The organism is Oricola indica (assembly GCF_019966595.1).
GTDB lineage: Bacteria > Pseudomonadota > Alphaproteobacteria > Rhizobiales > Rhizobiaceae > Oricola > Oricola indica.
The window spans coordinates 394,102-413,981 of sequence record NZ_JAINFJ010000003.1 but is presented as its reverse complement, the minus strand read 5'-3'; the positions used below and the strand labels follow the sequence as shown (position 1 = coordinate 413,981).

At 62.0% G+C, this 19,880-nt stretch carries 17 protein-coding genes; 16 read left to right on the top strand and 1 reads right to left on the bottom strand.

The features are described from left to right. Positions 1 to 3: 3 nt before the first annotated feature. The 12 genes from LC343_RS10705 to LC343_RS10650 all read left to right on the top strand — a co-directional run bounded on the left by LC343_RS10705 (position 4) and on the right by LC343_RS10650 (position 12,954). A complete protein-coding gene (locus tag LC343_RS10705; protein WP_223477101.1) occupies positions 4 to 405 on the top strand; it encodes an NlpC/P60 family protein in 402 nt (133 codons plus the stop codon). Between the two features lie 12 nt (positions 406 to 417). Beyond that, positions 418 to 4,245 (top strand): baseplate multidomain protein megatron, encoded by a 3,828-nt coding sequence (locus LC343_RS10700; protein WP_223477100.1) that lies wholly within the window; start codon positions 418 to 420, stop codon positions 4,243 to 4,245. Between the two features lie 18 nt (positions 4,246 to 4,263). Continuing rightward, complete coding sequence (locus LC343_RS10695) at positions 4,264 to 4,470, top strand: hypothetical protein (protein WP_223477099.1); 207 nt, start codon at positions 4,264 to 4,266, stop codon at positions 4,468 to 4,470. A 101-nt stretch (positions 4,471 to 4,571) separates the two neighbouring features. Beyond that, positions 4,572 to 4,799 (top strand): hypothetical protein, encoded by a 228-nt coding sequence (locus LC343_RS10690; RefSeq protein ID WP_223477098.1) that lies wholly within the window; start codon positions 4,572 to 4,574, stop codon positions 4,797 to 4,799. 73 nt (positions 4,800 to 4,872) lie between these two features. Then, positions 4,873 to 5,556, top strand: coding sequence for a response regulator transcription factor (locus tag LC343_RS10685; RefSeq protein ID WP_223477097.1), 684 nt, complete (start codon positions 4,873 to 4,875; stop codon positions 5,554 to 5,556). Between the two features lie 4 nt (positions 5,557 to 5,560). Then, positions 5,561 to 6,937 carry an ATP-binding protein gene (locus tag LC343_RS10680; RefSeq protein ID WP_223477096.1) on the top strand — a complete coding sequence of 459 codons (1,377 nt, stop codon included), beginning with the start codon at positions 5,561 to 5,563 and terminating at the stop codon, positions 6,935 to 6,937. A 121-nt stretch (positions 6,938 to 7,058) separates the two neighbouring features. Beyond that, positions 7,059 to 7,493, top strand: a complete 435-nt coding sequence (locus LC343_RS10675; protein ID WP_223477095.1) for an RT0821/Lpp0805 family surface protein — start codon at positions 7,059 to 7,061, stop codon at positions 7,491 to 7,493. A gap of 92 nt (positions 7,494 to 7,585) precedes the next feature. Next, the gene (gene ccmI, locus LC343_RS10670) at positions 7,586 to 8,770 is read left to right on the top strand and encodes a c-type cytochrome biogenesis protein CcmI (protein ID WP_223477288.1); all 1,185 of its coding nucleotides are present in this window, start codon (positions 7,586 to 7,588) and stop codon (positions 8,768 to 8,770) included. Continuing rightward, positions 8,767 to 9,219, top strand: coding sequence for a cytochrome c maturation protein CcmE (ccmE, locus tag LC343_RS10665; RefSeq protein ID WP_223477094.1), 453 nt, complete (start codon positions 8,767 to 8,769; stop codon positions 9,217 to 9,219). The genes ccmI and ccmE overlap by 4 nt, the downstream gene beginning before the upstream one ends. Continuing rightward, entirely contained in the window at positions 9,216 to 11,204 is a 1,989-nt protein-coding gene (locus LC343_RS10660) for a heme lyase CcmF/NrfE family subunit (RefSeq protein WP_223477093.1), read from the top strand. The genes ccmE and LC343_RS10660 overlap by 4 nt, the downstream gene beginning before the upstream one ends. 48 nt (positions 11,205 to 11,252) lie before the next feature. After that, positions 11,253 to 11,693: a cytochrome c-type biogenesis protein gene (locus tag LC343_RS10655; protein WP_238484263.1), complete on the top strand. Its 441-nt coding sequence runs from the start codon at positions 11,253 to 11,255 to the stop codon at positions 11,691 to 11,693. A gap of 37 nt (positions 11,694 to 11,730) precedes the next feature. Continuing rightward, entirely contained in the window at positions 11,731 to 12,954 is a 1,224-nt protein-coding gene (locus LC343_RS10650) for a bifunctional alpha/beta hydrolase/OsmC family protein (protein WP_223477091.1), read from the top strand. Between the two features lie 37 nt (positions 12,955 to 12,991). Here the strand turns inward: LC343_RS10650 and LC343_RS10645 are convergent, their stop codons facing one another. Next, the gene (locus LC343_RS10645; RefSeq protein ID WP_223477090.1) at positions 12,992 to 14,569 is read right to left on the bottom strand and encodes a hypothetical protein; all 1,578 of its coding nucleotides are present in this window, start codon (positions 14,567 to 14,569) and stop codon (positions 12,992 to 12,994) included. 156 nt (positions 14,570 to 14,725) lie between these two features. Here LC343_RS10645 and LC343_RS10640 point away from each other — a divergent pair, with 156 nt between their 5' ends. The 4 genes from LC343_RS10640 to LC343_RS10625 all read left to right on the top strand — a co-directional run bounded on the left by LC343_RS10640 (position 14,726) and on the right by LC343_RS10625 (position 19,872). Continuing rightward, the gene (locus LC343_RS10640; RefSeq protein WP_223477089.1) at positions 14,726 to 15,949 is read left to right on the top strand and encodes an OmpA family protein; all 1,224 of its coding nucleotides are present in this window, start codon (positions 14,726 to 14,728) and stop codon (positions 15,947 to 15,949) included. A 150-nt stretch (positions 15,950 to 16,099) separates the two neighbouring features. Further along, positions 16,100 to 17,629 (top strand): Do family serine endopeptidase, encoded by a 1,530-nt coding sequence (locus LC343_RS10635; RefSeq protein WP_223477088.1) that lies wholly within the window; start codon positions 16,100 to 16,102, stop codon positions 17,627 to 17,629. A 151-nt stretch (positions 17,630 to 17,780) separates the two neighbouring features. After that, complete coding sequence (locus LC343_RS10630; RefSeq protein ID WP_223477087.1) at positions 17,781 to 18,452, top strand: response regulator transcription factor; 672 nt, start codon at positions 17,781 to 17,783, stop codon at positions 18,450 to 18,452. A 10-nt stretch (positions 18,453 to 18,462) separates the two neighbouring features. Then, positions 18,463 to 19,872 (top strand): sensor histidine kinase, encoded by a 1,410-nt coding sequence (locus LC343_RS10625; RefSeq protein WP_223477086.1) that lies wholly within the window; start codon positions 18,463 to 18,465, stop codon positions 19,870 to 19,872. The last annotated feature ends 8 nt before the right edge of the window (positions 19,873 to 19,880 follow it).

Below are 19,880 nucleotides of genomic sequence, written 5' to 3'. Positions count from 1 at the left end.
GAAATGGCAAAGGGCTGGATCGGTACGCCTTATCGCCATCAGGCGAGCCGAAAAGGCGTCGGCTGCGACTGTCTGGGCCTGATACTCGGCATCTGGCGCGAGCTTTACGGGAGTGGCTTGGAGATCCCACGCGCCTATTCCGCAGATTGGGCTGAAACCTCGCCCGGAGAGCCTCTTCTGGATGCTCTGCGGGAGCGTTGCGCAACTGTCGACGTCAACGACATGCGCCCAGGCGATATCCTGGCTTTTCGATGGCAGGCGGCCGCTTCGGCAAAACATCTGGCGCTGCTCGCGCCGGAAAAACGGATCATACATGCATATGAAGGTCATGCGGTCATGGCGTCGCCCTTCGTCCCGCATTGGCGCCGCCGCGTGGCCGGTGTTTTTGCATTTCCCCATCATTGACGGAGTGTATTGATGGCAACCCTGTTGCTTCAGGCCGCGGGCGGATGGCTCGGCGGTGCTTTCGGCGCGGCCGGTGCGGCGGTCGGCACCGCTGCGGGCGCATTGGCCGGCTATGCAATTGACACGGCGCTGATCAACTCGACACGGCATATCGAAGGCGCGCGGCTTTCCGGCGCGCGGCCGCTGACAGCGGAAGAAGGTTCGCCAATGGCGCGTGTCTTCGGACATGCACGCATCGCCGGTACGGTGATTTGGGCGACCCGTTTCGAGGAAACCGCGCGAACCGAGCGGCAGGGCGGGAAGGGTGGACCGAAGGTTACGACCTATTCCTACTTCGCAAACGTTGCGATTGGGCTATGCGAGGGATCTGTCTCGGCGATCAAGCGCGTCTGGGCCGACGGGAAGGAGTTGGACCTTACCGGAATTACGATGCGCTTCTATCCGGGTGATGAAGCGCAGCAGCCCGATCCGTTGATCGAGGCCAAGCAGGGCGAGGGCCTCGCGCCGGCGTTTCGCGGAACGGCTTACGTCGTGTTCGAGCGTTTGCCGCTGGACCGGTTCGGCAATCGCGTGCCGCAGTTCCAGATCGAAATCATTCGTGCCGTTGGCGATCTGGAACAACAGGTCAGGGCTGTCTGCGTCATTCCCGGATCGACGGAGCATGGATACGCACCCGGGCTCGTGACGGCGACGCCGCGAAAGGGCGAGACAAAAGAGATCAACCGGCACGTTCTCCATGCCGGATCGGATTGGGAAGCCTCTATCGACGAGTTGCAGGCGATATGTCCCAATCTCGAGCACGTCTCGCTGATCGTCGCCTGGTTTGGCGACGACCTGAGGGCAAGTGAGTGCCGTTTGCGGCCGGGCGTGGTGTCGGGCTCAGGCGGCGGGGAGAGCGAGGCCTGGACCGTTGCGGGACTGGCGCGCGCCGACCCGGACGTGCATGTCGTCAGTCTCTCGAACGGAGAACCCGCTTATGGCGGAACACCATCTGACGCCAGTGTAATTGCCGCGATCTCCGACCTGAAATCGCGCGGATTGAAGGTTACGCTTTGCCCCTTCATTCTCATGGACGTACCGGCGGGCAATACGCTGCCCGATCCCTGGACGGAAGGGATGCAACCCGCATATCCGTGGCGCGGGCGTATCACCTGCCATCCGGCGCCTGGACAACCGGCGACCGTGGATCAGACGGCTGCGGCCGCAACGCAGATCGCCGATTTCGTCGACAAAGCAGAAGGTTACGCCCGCATGGTGAATCACTATGCGAGCCTTGCGGCGACTGCCGGAGGCGTCGATGCAATCGTTATTGGCACGGAGATGCGGGGCCTGACGCAGGTCCGCGACGAAACGGGAGCGTTCCCCTTCGTTGCCGAACTGAAGGCGTTGGCGGCGGAGGTGAGGACGGCGGTCGGCGCGGCTTGCGGCATTACATACGCCGCGGACTGGTCGGAGTATTTCGGCTATCACCCCCAGGATGGGAGCGGCGATGTTCTCTTCCATCTCGACCCGCTCTGGGCCGACGCCAATATCGATGCCGTCGGTGTCGATAATTACATGCCTCTGTCGGACTGGCGCGACGAAGACGCGGCCAATCCCGGTGCGAACCCGGACGGTCAATTGCAGGCATCGGGCCGTACGGCGTTTCGTTCCGCGATCACAGGTGGCGAGGGGTTCGACTGGTACTACGCCTCCGATGACAATCGGAAAAACCGAATCCGCACGCCGATTGCGGACGGACTCGCGGGCAAGGACTGGGTCTATCGCTACAAGGACCTTGTCGCATGGTGGTCGAACACCCATTACGAGCGGACCGGCGGGACCGAAAGCGGCTCCGCAACGGCCTGGATTCCGGAGGCGAAAGCGATCTGGCTGATGGAACTGGGTTGTCCGGCGATCGACAAGGGAGCGACCCAGCCCAATGTCTTCACGGACGCGAAGTCGGCCGAAAGCGCCACCCCCTGGTTTTCCAATGGCGGGCGTGACGATGCGGAGCAGCGGGCATTCCTGCAGGCGCATCTTGAGCATTGGGCAAGCGGGAGCATCGCCAACCCTCTTTCGGGGATCACCGGCGAGCCGATGATCGACCTGTCGCGCATCTTTCTTTGGGCCTGGGACGCGAGACCTTTTCCCGCCTTTCCGATGGCGACAGATGTCTGGGGCGATGGCGGCAATTGGCTGCGCGGGCACTGGTTGAATGGACGGCTCGGTACCGCACCTCTGCGCGAAGTCGCATCCGATATGCTGGCCGGGTCGGCGACGGTGGATATCGCCGATACCGTTCAGGGAATGGTCATTTCCGGCCCCGCCTCGGTTCGTGATGCACTGGAGCCGCTGGCGGCGGCGTTTGGCTGGACAGCTTCCGATATGAATGGCGAGGCCGGGTTTGCCTTGCGCGCCGAGGGTGCGGCGGCGACGCGCGTAATCGACGAGGGCGACATCGCCGATCTCGACGGCGAGGCATTGCGCGACATTACCGAGGCGCAAAAGAGTGAGTTGCCGACCGAGATCGTCGCGTCCTATCGCGACGGATTGAGTGATTACCGGTCCGCGACGAGCTATTCCCGCCGACTGGAAACCGGGTCTGACCGGCAGGAACGTATCGAACTGCCGGTCATCGCGGACGCCAGCGTGGTCGATGCGGTTGCCGACCGGATCCTGGCTCTTGCCTGGGCGCACGGCCGGACGTTGCGGTTTTCGCTCCCTTGGCGGCACGCCGATCTGGCACCGGGCGACGTGTTCGCCTTCGCATCGCTCCCCTCGGAACGATGGTTGGTCACGCGCAGCGACCTCGGCGGTGTGTTGCGTCTCGAAGCCGCGCCTGTGCTGCGGCTGCCGGCCAATGCCCGCGTACCGGCTTTGCCAGCGCAACGCGGGCAGGTTGCCGGCGACATGGCGGGTGTTCCGGATTTCCTCTTGCTCGATCTGCCGCTATCGGAAGGAAGCGCGCCGGAGCAGCGCTTCATGATTGCCGCGTGGTCTTCACCGCCAAGGATGCAGGCGATCTATGTTTCGCCCGACGTGTCAGGCTTCGAGTATCGAACCGGGACACTGTCCAACGCCGTGGTGGGCGAACTGACAGCACCGCTGTCCGGTGGGTTTTCCGGTCGCATCGACCGGGCCAACCCGGTGGAACTCTCAATACCTTCGGGGGCTTTCGAGAGCGTCGGCGAGGCTGCTTTGCTTGCCGGACGAAACCGCCTCGCGGTCGAATCCTCGAACGGGTCCTGGGAGGTTTTGCAGTTCAGTAATGCCGAAGAGGTGTCGGCGGGCCAGTGGCGACTGACCGATCTTTTGCGCGGTCAGGGCGGGACTGAGGATGCTATGAACGCAGGCGCGATAGCGGGTGCTCGCGCAGTCCTTCTCAACGAGGCGGTGGTTCCGGCCGGCATAACTGCCGCAGAGATCGGGTTGACCCTGCAAATGCGAATTGGCGTTGCCGGACGGCCCTTTACAGACCGCTATTTCGAAACAGTCGAGGCGACCGGTGGATTGCGCTCGCTTATGCCGCTCTCTCCAGTTCACCTGCGGGCGGCTCGCGCCGACGGCGATGCAATCTCGATCGAATGGATCCGCAGAACACGAACCGACGGCGATTCCTGGATGGGTTCAGATGTGCCTCTCGGCGAAGAGGAGGAACGTTACGCGGTTCGGTTGCTTGACGGCGGCGAGGTCGTCTTCTCGGCCGAAACGACCCATCCAACCTTGATGCTCGGTTCTTCAACCGTTTCGTCGCTCGGTCTCGATGCGCCGAATTGCGTGTTCGATGTCGAGGTCGCGCAGATCAGTCTCGCGGTGGGCGAGGGAATTCCCGCCCGCAAAACGGTCAATCTTCCCTGACAAGTGAAAGGAACTGTCATGAACGAAGCCAAGCCATGGTATCTTTCCAAGACGATCTGGGGCGCATTGGTAAGCGTCGCGGCCACGCTGGGTGCGATGTTCGGACTGCCAGTGGACGCGGCCGGCCAGACCGCTTTGACCGAAGCGATCCTCCAGACGGTTTCGGCCCTCGCCGGAATCGTCGCAATCCTGGGACGCGTCGCCGCATCAAGCCGCATCGCTTGAACCGTCGAGTATTTTCGGGGCATGAATGGAACGAACGATCCATTCATGTTCCGTTCAGGCACCCTTGTGTAGGTTGGCAGCCAAGTTGGAGAACAAGAAAAATGTTACGTTTCATCATGGCCGCGCTGATAGCACTTCCGGTGCTGGGCACTGCGCCGGTCTATGCCGCCGATAATTGTTTCGCCGTTGGCCAGCAGGTTGCCGCTCAGCGCGGTGCGGAGCTGGCAAGCGCGGAATCTGTCGGCGGTGGCAAGTGCAAGATCGTGCTTCTGGTGCCCGGCGCGAACGGCGAGCGTCCGAAGCGCGAGGAAATCATCGTCAATGGATAAGCCGATGCCGCCGCATTGGCCGTAAGGTCGATATGCGGTGGCATTGGTGCGAATTCTCGGGAGGGACGTAACCATGCGAATTCTCGTCGTTGAAGATGACGCTTCGCTGAATGCACAATTGAAATCCGCGCTGGAAGAAGCCGGCTATGTCGTTGATGCTGCCACCGACGGCGAGGATGGCCATTTCCTCGGCGATACCGAACCGTATGACTGCGTGGTTCTGGATATTGGCCTGCCGGTCATGGACGGAATCAGCGTCCTGCAGCGCTGGCGTGACGACGGGCGTGTGATGCCCGTTTTGATCCTGACCGCGCGCGACCGCTGGAGCGATAAGGTCTCCGGCATCGATGCGGGTGCGGATGACTATGTCACGAAGCCGTTTCATGTGGAGGAGGTGCTGGCGAGGGTGCGCGCGCTCATTCGCCGGGCGGCCGGACACGCATCTTCCGAAATCCGGTGCGGTCCTCTTACAATCGACACGAAATCATCCAAGGCCATGGTCGATGGGACGACGCTGAAACTGACGTCGCACGAATTCCGGCTTCTTTCCTATCTTGGTCATCATCTGGGCGAGGTGATTTCTCGCACCGAACTCGTCGAGCATCTGTACGACCAGGATTTCGATCGCGATTCCAACACGATCGAGGTCTTTGTCGGCCGGCTGCGCAAGAAGCTGGGGCACGACCTGATCGAGACGGTTCGCGGGCTCGGCTATCGCATGACCGCGCCGGACGAGACCAGCGAAAAGGCCGGTTGATCCGGTGAAGCTGCGCACGGATTCCCTCGCGCTCCGGGTCATCCTTATATCCAGTCTTTGGTCGGTCGCCGCTATCGCACTGCTCGGTTGGCTGCTGATCGGGCTCTACAGAAACGACTCCGCGCGCGGCTTCGCCAATCTGCAGGAAGCGCAGCTGTTCAATCTCGTCGGGGCGGTTTCGGTCGATGATGCGGGGGAGCTTCACGGTACTCCCAATCTCGGCAATACGCGCTTTCTCGAGCCGCTCTCGGGATGGTATTGGCGCGTTCAGCCGGTCGAAGGCATCGCCGGCGCCCCCGTTGTTTCCCCGTCGTTGGGAACCGAGCAGTTCGAACGTCCGCCGCTGTCCGAGCGACCCTATGATCGACAGTTCCGAAGACACTGGATCGGAGATGGTCCGGGAGGCGAGGAAGTTCGCGTTCTCGAATCGGAAATCGATCTCGGCGGGGGGCGTATCGCGCGATTTCAGGTCGCAGTAAACCAGACCGAGTTCGAATACTCCGTTCGCGACTTCGCGAGGCGGGTCGGGTTGCTTTTGTCGGCCTTCGGTCTCGGCGTCGTGCTGATCAATGTGGCGATCCTGTTGGCGGGATTGCGTCCTCTCGATCACGCCCGCAGCGCACTTGCCGCGATTCGCAGCGGCGAGGCGACGAGCCTCAAGGGACGGTTTCCCAGCGAAATTCAGCCGCTTGTCGACGAGATGAACGCGCTGATCGACAACAACAAGCGCATTGTCGAGCGCGCGCGCACGCAGGTCGGCAATCTGGCCCACTCGCTCAAGACGCCCTTGTCTGTTCTGGTCAACGAGGCCGGCGCGAAGACCGGGCCGTCGGCGGCCGTGGTTCAGGAGCAAACGCGGGCGATGGACTACCAGATCCAGCATTATCTCAAGCGCGCCCGCATCGCCGCCCAACGCGAGAGCATCATTTTCCGAACAGATATACGTCCCGTGACCGAGAAGCTGGTTTCGGTGATGCGCAAGCTCAATCCGGATAAGAAGATCGCGCTCAGAATTTCCTCCGAACCACTTGTTTTCATGGGCGAAAAGGAGGATCTGGAGGAAGTGCTCGGCAATCTCATGGAAAATGCGAGCAAGTGGGCGCGTGAAGCCATCGAACTCGATATCGAACGAACTCGCATCACTGGCGGACGCTCCGGGATCAGGCTCCGCGTCGAAGACGATGGGCCCGGCATCGCCGCCGAGTTACGCGAAGAGGCGCTAAAACGCGGCAAGCGGCTCGACGAAACGGTTCCGGGGACAGGGCTTGGCCTTGCGATCGTCGCGGAAACGGTTGCGGCCTATGGCGGCGAGATCGAACTGGGCGAAAGCAAGAGCGGCGGCTTGAGCGTTATCATTACTCTTCCTGCCGCGGCGCAATGAGGTTGTTGAAACTGTGAAATCCTTCAATTGCAAACAAAATAACGACATAGTTTTGTTCATCTTTGACCCTCAAAATAGGGTTGAGTGCGACTTGGGCAGGAAGGCAATGCGAATCATTTCCATGACATTCGCTCTGGCGCTGACCGGCGTGGTAGCCGGTTGTTCATCGACGGGAACCGCGGTGCCAAGCCTCGCTTTTGGCTCCGTTTCCGGTGTTCGCGATTCCGACAATCGCCTCGCCGGTGACGCACTCGTGACTGCGCTCAATGGCGGCATCCTCGCCGATGAAGCGCGTGCGGACATGGCACCCGATATCCGTAACCGGGCCCTCCAGGCCGAGTATCAGGCGCTGGAATACACGCCTGCCGGCGAACGCGTCGCATGGGGCGAGACCGGCGATCAGTACACCGGTGATGTCGTAGCTTCGCAGCCATACCGGGTCGGGTCCCAGAATTGCCGTCAATATACCCACACCGTCTATGGCGGAAGCGCGCCCCTCGTCGGGCGTGGAACGGCTTGCCGCAATAGCGACGGCAGCTGGACGCCGCTTGCCTGATCAAGATCAAGGTGGGCATCCCGCAAGCGTGAAAATGTCGCGTTTCGGCGAATTCCATTGGCAAGTCTGACTTGCATATTTAATTGACCATCATGTTGTTCGTCATTCTCGCCGTTTCGCTGACGCTTCTGCTGCTCGGTATCGTTTTCCTGCCCGTTCTGCGGGCGGAGAAGACGGAGTCCGACCCGGACGAACACGCTTTCGATCTGACAATCTACAAGGACCAGCTGCGCGAGCTCGATGCCGATATCGAGCGTGGCGCGATCGCGCCTGCACAGGCTGAATACGCCCGGGCGGAAATCGGACGTCGCCTGATTGCTGCCCAGGAGGCGGTGAACGTGGAGGCTTCCGGAAAGAGGGCGCAACCATCCGGAGGCAGGGCGTTCGTCGTTGCTTCGGCGCTTTTTGCCCCTTTGGCGGCGGCGCTGGTCTATTCGATGACGGGCTCTCCGGGCATGGAGGCGCAGCCTCTCGCAGCACGCGTCGATGAAATCCGCCAGCAGGCAGCGTCGCAATCCCTGCAAGGCATGGATATTGGCGAACTTGTAGCGCGCGCCGAAGCCCATCTTGAAACGAACCCCGAGGACGGGCGCGGCTGGGACGTGCTTGCGCCGATGTATCTGCGGCTGGGTCGAGCGGCCGATGCGCGCAACGCTTTCGAGCGGGCCATCGCATTGCAGGGCGAAACCGCCGCGCGCCGATCGGGATTGGGGCAGGCGTATTACATGCTTGCTGGTTCGGTCGATATTGATGCGCGTGCCGAATTCGAACGTGCCGTGGCTCTCGATTCAGGCGACAGCCGTGCACGGTTCTTCCTCGCGCTTGCTTCTGCCGAAGCCGGAAATGTGGCTGAAGCGGTCAAGAGCTGGCAGTCGATGCTCGAAACGGGCGCCACAGCGCCTGAATGGCAAGCCGCTGCCCAGGAGGGCTTGCGGCGCTATGGCGGCGAAATGCTCGCCTCTGCTCCGGGATCGGCTGCTCCGCAGCTCGACGAGGAAACGGTGCGAGACGTCCAGGCCATGGATGCGGAAGACCGCAATGAGATGATCGCGGGAATGATTGCGCAACTGGATGCGCGGTTGCGCGAACAACCCGACGACTTCAGCGGTTGGCAGCGGCTGATCCGCTCCTATGTCGTTCTGGGACGAAAAGCAGATGCCGAGGATGCGCTTGCCCGTGCGGCCAGCGCGTTTTCGGAGGAAGATGCAAAGCGCGGACAAATCGTGGAATTCGCGGCGGCGCTTGGCATCTCACTACCGGGAGACACGACCCAATGACCCGTAAACAGAAACGCTTCACGGTGATTTTCGGTGCCTTGGCCCTTCTGGGTGTCGCGGTCGCGCTTGTGTTGACTGCTCTCAGCGATCAGGTGACGTTCTTCCGCACGCCGACCGAACTTCTCGCTGCGCCCGAGGAAAACAGTGGCCGCATCCGTCTAGGCGGCCTCGTCGAAATGGGTTCTGTGACGAATGCCGAGAGTTCCGGTGTCCAGTTTGCCGTCGAAGACGCCAACGATCGTATTCTCGTGCGTTATTCCGGCATCCTGCCGGATCTGTTCCGTGAGGGGCAGGGCGTGGTTGCCGAGGGGCAGTTGCAGCAGGACGGGACCTTCCTTGCGGATACGGTGCTGGCCAAGCATGACGAAACCTACATGCCCAAGGAAGTCGCCGACCGCCTGAAGGAACAGGGCTACTGGCAGGGAGATGAGGTAAGCGCGACACAATGATAGTCGAACTCGGACATTACGCACTCGTTCTGGCCCTGATGCTGGCGGTCCTCCAGACCGTCATACCGTTTGTCGGCGTGAAAACCGGAAACGCCCGCCAGATCGCCATGGCGCCCAACATTGCCTTCGCTGTGTTCGCCGCACTGGCCTTCGCCTTTACGGTACTGACCTGGGCCTATGTGTCGTCAGACTTCTCGCTGCTCAACGTCGTCGAGAACTCGCATTCGCAAAAGCCTCTGCTTTTCAAGATCACCGGTGTGTGGGGCAATCACGAGGGATCGATGCTTCTCTGGGTGCTGATCCTCGCCTTGTTCGGCGCGATGGTTGCGCTGTTCGGCTCCAACCTGCCGCCAAGCCTTCGCGCCATGGTGATCTCGGTGCAGGGGCTGATCGCAATGGCCTTCACGGGCTTCATCCTGTTCACCTCGAACCCCTTTGCCCGTTTGTCGCCAGCCCCGCTTGAAGGCAACGATCTCAACCCGATCCTTCAGGATGTCGGCCTCGCGATCCATCCGCCGCTGCTTTATCTCGGCTATGTCGGGTTCTCGATCAGTTTCTCCTTCGCCATCGCGGCGCTGATCGAGGGGCGTATCGATGCGGCGTGGGCGCGCTGGGTTCGGCCTTGGACCCTGGCCGCCTGGATCTTCCTGACCGCCGGCATCGCGATGGGATCCTACTGGGCCTATTACGAGCTTGGCTGGGGCGGCTGGTGGTTCTGGGACCCGGTCGAAAACGCGTCCTTTATGCCGTGGCTGGCCGGAACTGCGTTGCTGCACTCGGCACTCGTCATGGAAAAGCGCGAGGCGTTGAAGGTCTGGACCATCCTGCTCGCGATCCTGGCTTTCTCGCTGTCGCTGCTCGGCACATTTCTAGTGCGTTCAGGCGTCCTTACCTCGGTGCATGCATTCGCATCCGACCCGACACGCGGCGTCGTCATTCTGGCGATCCTCGTTTTCTTTATCGGCGGCGCGCTGTTCCTGTTCGCTCTTCGCTCGTCGTCGCTTGGAAACGGCGGCATGTTCCACCCGATCTCGCGCGAGGGCGGACTGCTGCTCAACAATCTCGTATTGACTACCGCGACCGCGACCGTGTTCGTCGGAACGCTGTATCCGCTGCTCGTCGAGGCGGTCACCGGCGAAAAAATCTCGGTTGGGGCTCCGTATTTCGACGCGACATTCGTGCCGCTGATGATCCCGCTCCTGTTGGCAGTACCTTTCGGTCCCTTGCTTGCCTGGAAACGCGGCGATCTTTTTGGCGCGGCGCAACGGCTTTATGTCTTTGCGGGCATCGCGCTTCTGGCTGGCCTTGCCACGGTCTATTTCGCGACCGGCGCTCCCGTGCTGGCTGCCGTCGGCATCGCGATCGGCTTCTGGCTTCTGTTCGGGGCCTTCGCCGAAGTCTGGCAGAAATCCGGTCTGCCCAAGGCGGGAATGACGAAGGCTATTTATCGCCTGCGGGGCTTGCCGCGTTCTGTCTGGGGAACGGCCTTCGCCCATGCCGGTCTGGGCGTCATTACGCTCGGCATTGTATCGGTGACGGCGTTCCAGGAGGAAATGGTTCTGCGCATGGCGCCCGGCGATACGACCGAACTTGCCGGCTATGCCGTGACTTATGAGGGGGCGCAATCGCGGCGCGGACCGAATTACACAGAGGACGTGGCGACCTTCCAAGTCTCGCAGGACAGCGATCCCGTCGCGACGATCACGCCGGCCAAGCGGCTTTATACCGCGCGCGGCATGCCGACTACGGAGGCCGGAATCCACACGACCGGCTTCAGCCAGATCTATATCGCGCTCGGCGATCCTGTAGAGGGCACCGACCAGATTGTGGTTCGGCTCTGGTGGAAACCACAGGTCACTTTGATCTGGTTTGGGCCGGTCCTGATGGTCATCGGCGGCCTGTTCTCGCTATCCGATCGCAGGTTGCGGATCGGAGCGCCCGTGCCGTCGGCCAAACGCCGCCAGACGCTCGCCGCTGCGGAATAGGGCAGGGGACACGCCGTGAAACGTTTTCTTGCCGCCCTTGCTATCCTGATGTTCGCCATGGGCGCGGCTCATGCGGTCAATCCGGACGAGGTGCTCGACGATCCGGCTCTCGAAAGGCGCGCGCGTGACATCTCGGCGGAGTTGCGCTGCCTTGTCTGCCAGAACCAGTCGATCGACGACTCCGATGCCGAGCTTGCCCGCGACCTGAGGGTCATCGTGCGCGAACGTCTCGTGGAGGGCGACACGGACGAAGAGGTCATGGATTTCGTCGTCGCGCGCTATGGCGAGTTCGTGCTGCTGAAGCCGCGACTTTCCGCGCGCAACATGCTCCTCTGGGGAACCCCTCTGATCGGTCTCGCGCTCGGATTGACCGCGATCTTTTTCCTTTTCCGAATGCGTCGCGGCGCAGCGCCGGCCAGCGGTCTGACGGCCGAGGAGCAGGAGAAACTGTCCCGGATACTATCTGATACCGAAGACGGGTCCCGGTAACATCCGGCTTTCGGCCCAACCCTGATCGGAGGCGGCGATGGCGACTCAGAAACTGGAATTCCCCTCGGCCACCGGCGAAATGCTTGCCGCGCGGCTGGACATGCCCGACGGCGCCCTTCGTGGCTGCGCGTTGTTTGCCCATTGTTTCACCTGCACCAAGGACATCCTCGCGGCGCGGCGGATCGCATCGAACCTGTCCCGGCTTGGCATCGCGGTATTGCGTTTCGATTTTACCGGTCTCGGCTCGTCGGAAGGCGAGTTCGCCAACACGTCGTTCCGTTCCAATGTCGCCGATCTCGTTGCCGCGGCCGATCATATGCGTGAGCATGTCGAAGCGCCGGTTCTGTTGATCGGTCATTCGCTGGGCGGGGCGGCGGTGCTCGCGGCGGCGCATGACATTCCGGAGGTCAAGGGTGTCGTGACCATCGGCGCGCCCGCTGACACCGAGCACATATTGCGCATGTTCCACGAGGATGTGGAGACGATCGAGCGTGACGGCGAGGCCGAGGTTTCCCTTGGCGGCCGCCAGTTCCGTATCGGAAAGGTGTTCCTGGACGCCGCGCGGTCATCCAATCTGCTCGATCGCCTTCCAAAGCTGAAAGCATCGCTCCTCATCATGCACTCGCCGCTCGACGAAACCGTCGGGATCGACAATGCCGAGCGGATATTCACGGCCGCGCGCCATCCCAAGAGCTATATCTCGCTTGATCATGCCGACCATCTTCTGACCAAACCGGAAGATGCCGAATTCGCCGCCCATGTGATCGCCGGATGGGCGACCCGCTTCCTGCCTGCCGATGAGCCGCAAGGCGAAAAACCGATCGAAAACATACGCGTATCCGAGACACGTGAATCAAAGTTTCAGAATACCGTTCAGGCCGGGCTGCACCGGTTTTTCGCGGACGAACCGGTCTCAGCCGGCGGAACCGATACAGGCCCGTCGCCCTATGACCTCCTCGGCGCGGCCCTGGGCGCCTGCACGTCGATGACGCTTCGCATGTATGCGGATTTCAAGAAACTGTCGCTGGGCGCGGTCACTGTCGACGTCAGCCACGCCAAGGTGCACGCGAAGGACTGCGTTGAATGCACCGAGGAGGAACGCGCGCATGGCGGCAAGATCGACCGTTTCGAACGCCATATCTCCATCGACGGCGAGATCGCGCCGGAACTCGCGACAAAGATCGAAGAGATCGCCAACAAGTGCCCGGTCCACAGGACATTGGAGGCGAGCGCCAAGGTCGTGACAGTGGTGAAGCGATAAGGTCGGCCGCCGCGTTCGCCTGTCGGTCGGTGCCGCCCTATCCGGAGGCGAGCCGCATCCGGTAGCGCGGAGCCTGCAGCACGTCGAAGCCAATGGCGACGAGGCTGCCGTTTTCCTGCAGCAACCTTTCAATGCCGGCGACATCGCCAGTTTCGATGACCGGGGCCGGATCGACGGTCACGACGGATAGCCTTTCCCGGACACCGTCCTTCGAGCCCCAATTGCCCATGGTTTGGGTGGTCGTGTCGAGCCACGTCTCGATACGCGGCACCAAATCGACCATGTCGAGAACGGGTGTCGCGCGCGGGTAATAGACAGCCGCGACGGCGCGCAGATAATCGCCCTGCGGGTCGTCCGCATAGAAGCGGATGGCGTTGACCTCTGCCTTTCCTGCAACCGGATCGAGATCCGCGCCGGTAACTTCGCCGACTTGCGCGGTACCCAGGTCTGACGCATCGCCCCACAAGCGCTTCTGCCGGTCGGGCGTAAGCGCGCCGATATAATCGAGCATGCCGCCGGCTTCGCTGGTTCCGTCGAGATTGGCGGCGTCGCTGTCCGGGTAAAGACTGAACGCCCCGTCGGCGGGGACGAAGAACCGCTCGAAGCGTAGCCGCACGAAATCCGAGAGCATGCCGCGAATCGTATCCCGGTCTTCCTCCGATCCTTTGGCCCAGATGTACTTGGTCAGGAGCCGAAAGCCCCGGTCGCGGTCGATAATCCAGCGATGCGTCTCGTCGAGACGCGCGGGCAGCGGCGTGGACAGCCGCTCAATGGTCGAGGCGAATATCCGGTCGCTGTAGCGCAACGGGAACTCCGGATGGATTTCCTTGGCGTCGTCATCGACGAAAAGCTTGATGATCTTGCCGCTGTCGCCGATATCGCCGCCGTCGATGATCGCGCCGCTCGCGCGGTCACGCGGTCCCCAAAGACCGGTTTGCGGATCCTGATTGTCGTAGAACCACTGCAGGAAGGCGGTCTTCGCTTCGGCCGGGAAGGGGTAGATATCCAGGCGCTCGCATTGTTCGAGCAGGTCGTTGAGTTCGATCGAACTGACGAAGAGCGGCTTCAATTTCGTCCCGATGAACCCCACCCGTCCCGAATCGTCGAGCGCGGCCGTCATTTCTGAGGGCGTGTCGATGCGCTCGAGGAAGCGCAGAGGATATTTCAGCTCGAAAGGCCTGCCGGCGCGGCGCGACAGGTCGTCGATCAGGTTGATCATGTTCGCCGTGACGCCGGCATAAGCGAAGACGGGATCGGTCGCGTTGGGATAGAACGCCCCGGTTTCCGGGTTTTGACGGTCCAGATAGAAATCGAGCTGCTCCTCGACGCTGGAGAATGCCGGGACTTTGACCAGCCCCTGACTGTCGACGAACTTGGCGTGAATCTCGTTCAGACGCCGCAGACCGTCCAGGTAGCGGCCCTTGTCGAGGTAATAGGAGACGCTCAGCAATTCGAACTCGAACTCGGATAGATAGTAGCCTTCCGCCTTTCGCGCGTCGTTCGCCGCGAAGATCGCATCCACCTTCCGGACCTGGCCGATGACCAGCGCAGCGCCGACGAGAAGCGCGACAAGTCCGATCAGCACGGAGTAGGCGACAGTTCGTTTCTTTGTCACGGATGAACCTTTCTTTGTCTTTGTTTCGCTGGCGTGCCGAGCTTCCGGCAAACCTCCGCGTGCCTCGCGTTGCGGTAGTCGGTATTGCTGTTGTTCCCGCAACGATAGCGCGTTAGCCTGCGAGGAGACGCAACCACTGCGATAGGAGTAATGCGCATGATTCAACGAATCGCAGTGATGGTTGTCATCGTGTTCGGTATTTTAATGCCATGTGCAGGCGCAACCGCCGAGGACGCGCCGGCGCCTGATGATCTTCTCACCCTGGCGAAGGGAGCTGTCCTCGTTTCGGCCGCTGCCGATCCCCTCAGGGCGCTGGCCCTGACGGACGGCGATCCGGAAAGCAACTGGAACGCCTCGACGAAGAAGGTTCCGTTGCCGCATGTCTTCGTCTTTGAGTTGATCGCACCGGCGACGATCACGGAGGCGGGCATTATCGGTGCAGGCGACCGCCCCGGTGGCGTCGCCGGCGGATCGGCGGGTAATGTCTTGATCGAAGGTTCCGCTGAAGGGCCGGACGCCGGTTTCGCAACGCTAGCCACGCTCGACGCCGCGCCGAACGGCGAGACGCTTGCGCCAAGCGCCATCTCAACACCGGTTCGCTGGTTGCGTTACACCATAAACGGCGCACAGTCCGCCGATGCGAGTTGGCTCTATTTCAACGAGGCGGTCGCACATGGAACGACGGCGCCTCCGTCCGATCCGGATCGTTTCACCGGGGTTTTCCAGAGCGGCCGGGTCGATTTCATCGAACTCAAACAGGATGGTGCAGCACTGACGGGCTGTTACATCGAGAACAGCGGGCGTAGTACCGGCACTCTCTCCGGTTCGGTCAATGAAGGTGTGGCGCTCCTCAACTGGACCTCCGAGCAGGGGATTCAGGGCAATGCCTTCATGACCATCGATTCAACGGGTGCCCTTGCCGGTGTCCGCTATCGCCAGCGAAGCCGAAACGCGTGGGGCGGTCCGCCCGCGCCAGAGGGGACCACGACGCCTTGCAGCGACATCCAGCCCGTCAACCCGATTGTCGCGGCGCTGCAGGAAGCCGGCGAAGTCCAGATCTACGGTATCCTTTTCAATCACGACAGCGATGTACCGAAGGCCTCTTCGCGCGCCGCGCTGGAACAGCTCCGCGAAGCGCTTGCATCCGATACGTCGCTGGATGTGACCATCGAGGGGCACACGGACTCCGACGGAGATGACGCCTACAACCTCGATCTGTCTCAGCGGCGCGCGGCGTCGGTGGTTTCCTGGCTCACGGATGCCGGCATCGAAGCGACGCGGATGCAGCCGGCTGGCAGGGGAGAGAGTGAACCAGTCGCAAGCAACAACACCGCGGACGGCAAGGCACTGAACCGCCGCGTTGAAGTCGTGCGGCGATAGGCCGAAGTCATTTTCCGGCGGGCATCGTTCAGCCCGAACATTACCAATATTTCATGTTGTGGAAAGCGGCATGTAATTTTCGCATCCCTATATCTGTCCTCTAGGGCCGGAAACGCCGGCCTGCACAATTCAAACCGAGGACGTGAATTGATGACGACCCCTAACAATTCTTCTCGCAACTCCGTTACCCGCAAGCTCGCCGCCGCGCTGATCGCGACGACCGTGCTCGGCGTTGGCATTTCCGGCTTCTCCGCTGCGACCAGCGGCGTGGCCAATGCCGAGGCCGTGCGCATCGAGACGCCAGCCGTGGCGCCTGGCTTTGCGGACATCATCGAAAAAGTCTCGCCGGCCGTTGTGTCGGTTCGCGTCAAGTCGGACATCCAGCCCGCTTCCAGCGATTTCAGCTTCGGCGGCCGCGGCTTCGACGACCTTCCGGACGATCATCCGCTGAAGAAGTTCTTCCGTGAGTTCGGCCCCCAGTTCGGCGGTCCTGACAGCCGCGACGATCGTCGTTCGCAGCGCCCGCGCCGCGCACGTCCGGTTTCCCAGGGCTCCGGCTTCTTCATTTCCGGAGACGGCTTTCTCGTCACTAACAACCACGTCATTGACGGCGGCACGGAATTCACCGTCGTGATGGATGACGGAACCGAATTGGACGCTGAACTGATCGGTTCCGACCAGCGCACCGACCTTGCCGTGCTGAAGGTCGAGGAAGACCGCGAGTTCACCTATGTGGACTTCGCAGACGACACCAAAGTCCGCGTCGGCGACTGGGTGGTTGCCGTCGGCAATCCCTTCGGCCTCGGCGGTACGGTCACGGCCGGTATCGTCTCGGCACGCGGTCGCGATATCGGCGCCGGCCCTTATGACGACTTCATCCAGATCGATGCGGCGGTCAACCGCGGCAACTCCGGCGGCCCGACCTTCAATCTCAATGGCGAAGTCGTCGGCGTGAACACCGCGATCTTCTCGCCGTCCGGCGGCAATGTCGGTATCGCGTTCGCCGTCCCGGCCTCCGTCGCCAAGGGCGTTGTGGCCGAGCTTATGGACGATGGTTCGGTTGAACGCGGCTGGCTCGGTGTCGCCATCCAGCCGGTGACCGCAGATATTGCGGAATCGCTGGGTATCGATCGGACGTCCGGCGCACTCGTCGCCGACCCGCAGGAAGACGCCCCGGCCGCCAAGGCGGGTATCCGCTCCGGCGACATCATCATCGCGGTGAACGGGAACGAGGTCGAAGGTCCGCGCGAACTGGCGCGCCAGATCGCCGGTTTCGATCCGGGCACGAAAGTCGAAGTGACGATCATTCGCGGCGGCAAGGAACGTACCGTATCCGTCGAACTCGGTGAACTGCCTGGCGCCAAGACCGCTGCGGCAGCGCCGTCCACACCCGATCAGGCGTCCGAAACCGCGCTTGCCGATTTCGGTCTGACGGTTGCGCCGGCCGAGGACGGCAACGGCGTTGTGGTCACCGATGTCGATCCGGACAGCGCGGCAGCCGATGCCGGCATCCGCGCCGGCGAGAAGATCGTCGAGGTCAACAACGAGGCGGTCACGACCGCGTCGGAGATCGAAGACGCCCTCGACGACGTCGCGAACTCGGGACGCAAGGCGGCCTTGATTTTGCTGGAACGTGACGACACCACCCGGTTTGTCGCCATGCCGATCGGCCGCGGCTGATCCCAAACTGTTTGGCTGCCCGGACGAACCATGTCATCCCCCCGGGCAGACAACACTGGCGGCGGCAGGCCTTCCCCCTCAACCTGCCGTCGCCAACCCTCTCCTTACGCCCCGGCTTTTCTTTGCCGTCGCACCGCGCGATAAACGTCCCATGAAAGTCCTGATCATAGAAGACGACACCGAGGCCGCCGCCTACCTGAAGAAGGCGATGGACGAGGCCGGCCATACGGCCGATGTCGCCCACAATGGCGATGACGGCTATGCGATGGCCGATACCGGAACCTATGACGCGCTCGTGGTCGACAGGATGCTGCCGAAGCGCGACGGGCTTTCCGTTATTTCGTCGCTGCGCGCCAAGGGCGACATGACCCCCGCGCTCGTCCTGTCCGCGCTCGGGGAAGTCGATGACCGGGTTACCGGACTGCGCGCCGGTGGCGATGATTATCTCACAAAGCCTTACGCCTTCTCTGAACTGCTCGCCCGTCTCGAGGTCTTGTTGCGGCGTCAGAATGGCGTCGAGCATGAAACGCGCTACCAGGTCGGCGATCTCGTTTTGAACAGGCTTTCCCACGAGGTTCAGCGATCCGACCAGGTGATTGTCCTGCAGCCGCGCGAATACAGGCTGCTGGAATATCTCATGCGTCATTCCGGCCAGGTGGTCACCCGCACGATGCTGCTGGAGAATGTCTGGGATTACCATTTCGATCCGCAGACCAACGTCATCGACGTGCACATCTCGCGCCTGCGCTCGAAAATCGAAAAGGGTTTCGACAAGCCGCTCCTGCATACGATCCGCGGTGCGGGCTACATGATGCGCGACTGAGCCCGCCGCGATGAAACGCCTGCTCGCAGTCTTCAACACCACAGCGGCGCGCCTTTCGGCGCTCTATCTCGTTCTTTTCACCGCCTGCGCGGTATTTCTCGTCTTCTACATGACCGGTTCGGCGGCACGCTTTCTCGTCAACGAGACGCAAAATGCGGTCGTCGATGAGGTGCGTGATCTCGGCCAGGTTTATCGCAGGGCAGGACTCCGCGTTCTCGTGCGCGAAATCGACCGCCGGTCGCGCCGCCCCGGCGCCAATCTCTACATAATCGCCGACAACACCGGTCGCATCCTTTCCGGCAACGTGATCGCGCTGGAGCCCGGCGTCCTGGACAAGGAGGGGTGGACCGAAAACCCCTTCGTCTATGCGCGTTTCGGCGATGATGTCGATGTAATCGAGGACAGGGAAAAGGCGCCGCACGCCTTGGCCCAGGTAATCGTCGTCAACAATGGCATGCGCATCCTCGTCGGTCGCGATCTTGGCGAACCGCAGCGATTCCGTGAAATCGTGCGGCAGGCATTGATCACGGCGCTCGGCGTCATGGCGCTCGGCGGGTTCCTGATCTGGTTCTTCGTCGGGCGGCGCGCCCTGCAGCGCATTGACCGTGTTTCGGAGGCAAGCGCGCGCATCGTGGCGGGCGATCTGTCGGGCCGCCTGCCGGTAACCGGGGCCAATGACGAGTTCGACCGGCTTTCGGCCAGTCTCAACACCATGATCGAGAAGATCTCGAAGTTGAATGACGGCTTGCGGGATGTCTCGGATTCCATCGCCCACGACCTGAAAACGCCGTTGACCCGCCTGCGCAACCGGGCCGAGGCCGCGTTGGCCCGTGATGGCGATGATGTGAAATATCGGACCGTCCTCGAGGACATGATCGGAGAGGCGGACCAGCTCATCAAGGTGTTCAACGCCTTGCTGCTGATCAGTCGTGTCGAGGCCGGATTTTCGAAACAGAAGCTGGATGAAGTCGATCTGGCGGCAATTGCCGGTGAGGTGTGTGAGCTTTACGAACCGCTTGTCGAGGACGCCGGCATGGCGCTGGTCAACGAGGTCGAGGGGCCATTGCCGATCCCCGGAAACCGGGAATTGATCGGACAGGCCGTGACCAACCTGATCGACAACGCCATCAAATATGGTGCTAAGGCCGGGGGCAAGATCATTATTTCGGCATCCGTGGACAAGGCGACGAACACGGTCCGACTTTCCGTCGCTGACCAGGGGGCGGGTGTTGCCGACGAGGACAAGGAACGGGTCAAGGGCCGGTTCGTGCGTCTCGACGAAAGCCGCACCAAGCCCGGCTCCGGGCTGGGCCTCAGTCTCGTTTCCGCGATCATGAGCCTGCATGGCGGATCGCTCGACCTGAAAGATGGCGAGCCCGGACTGAAAGTCATCTTGTCATTCCCCGTCGCAAGGTCTTAGACCGGTCC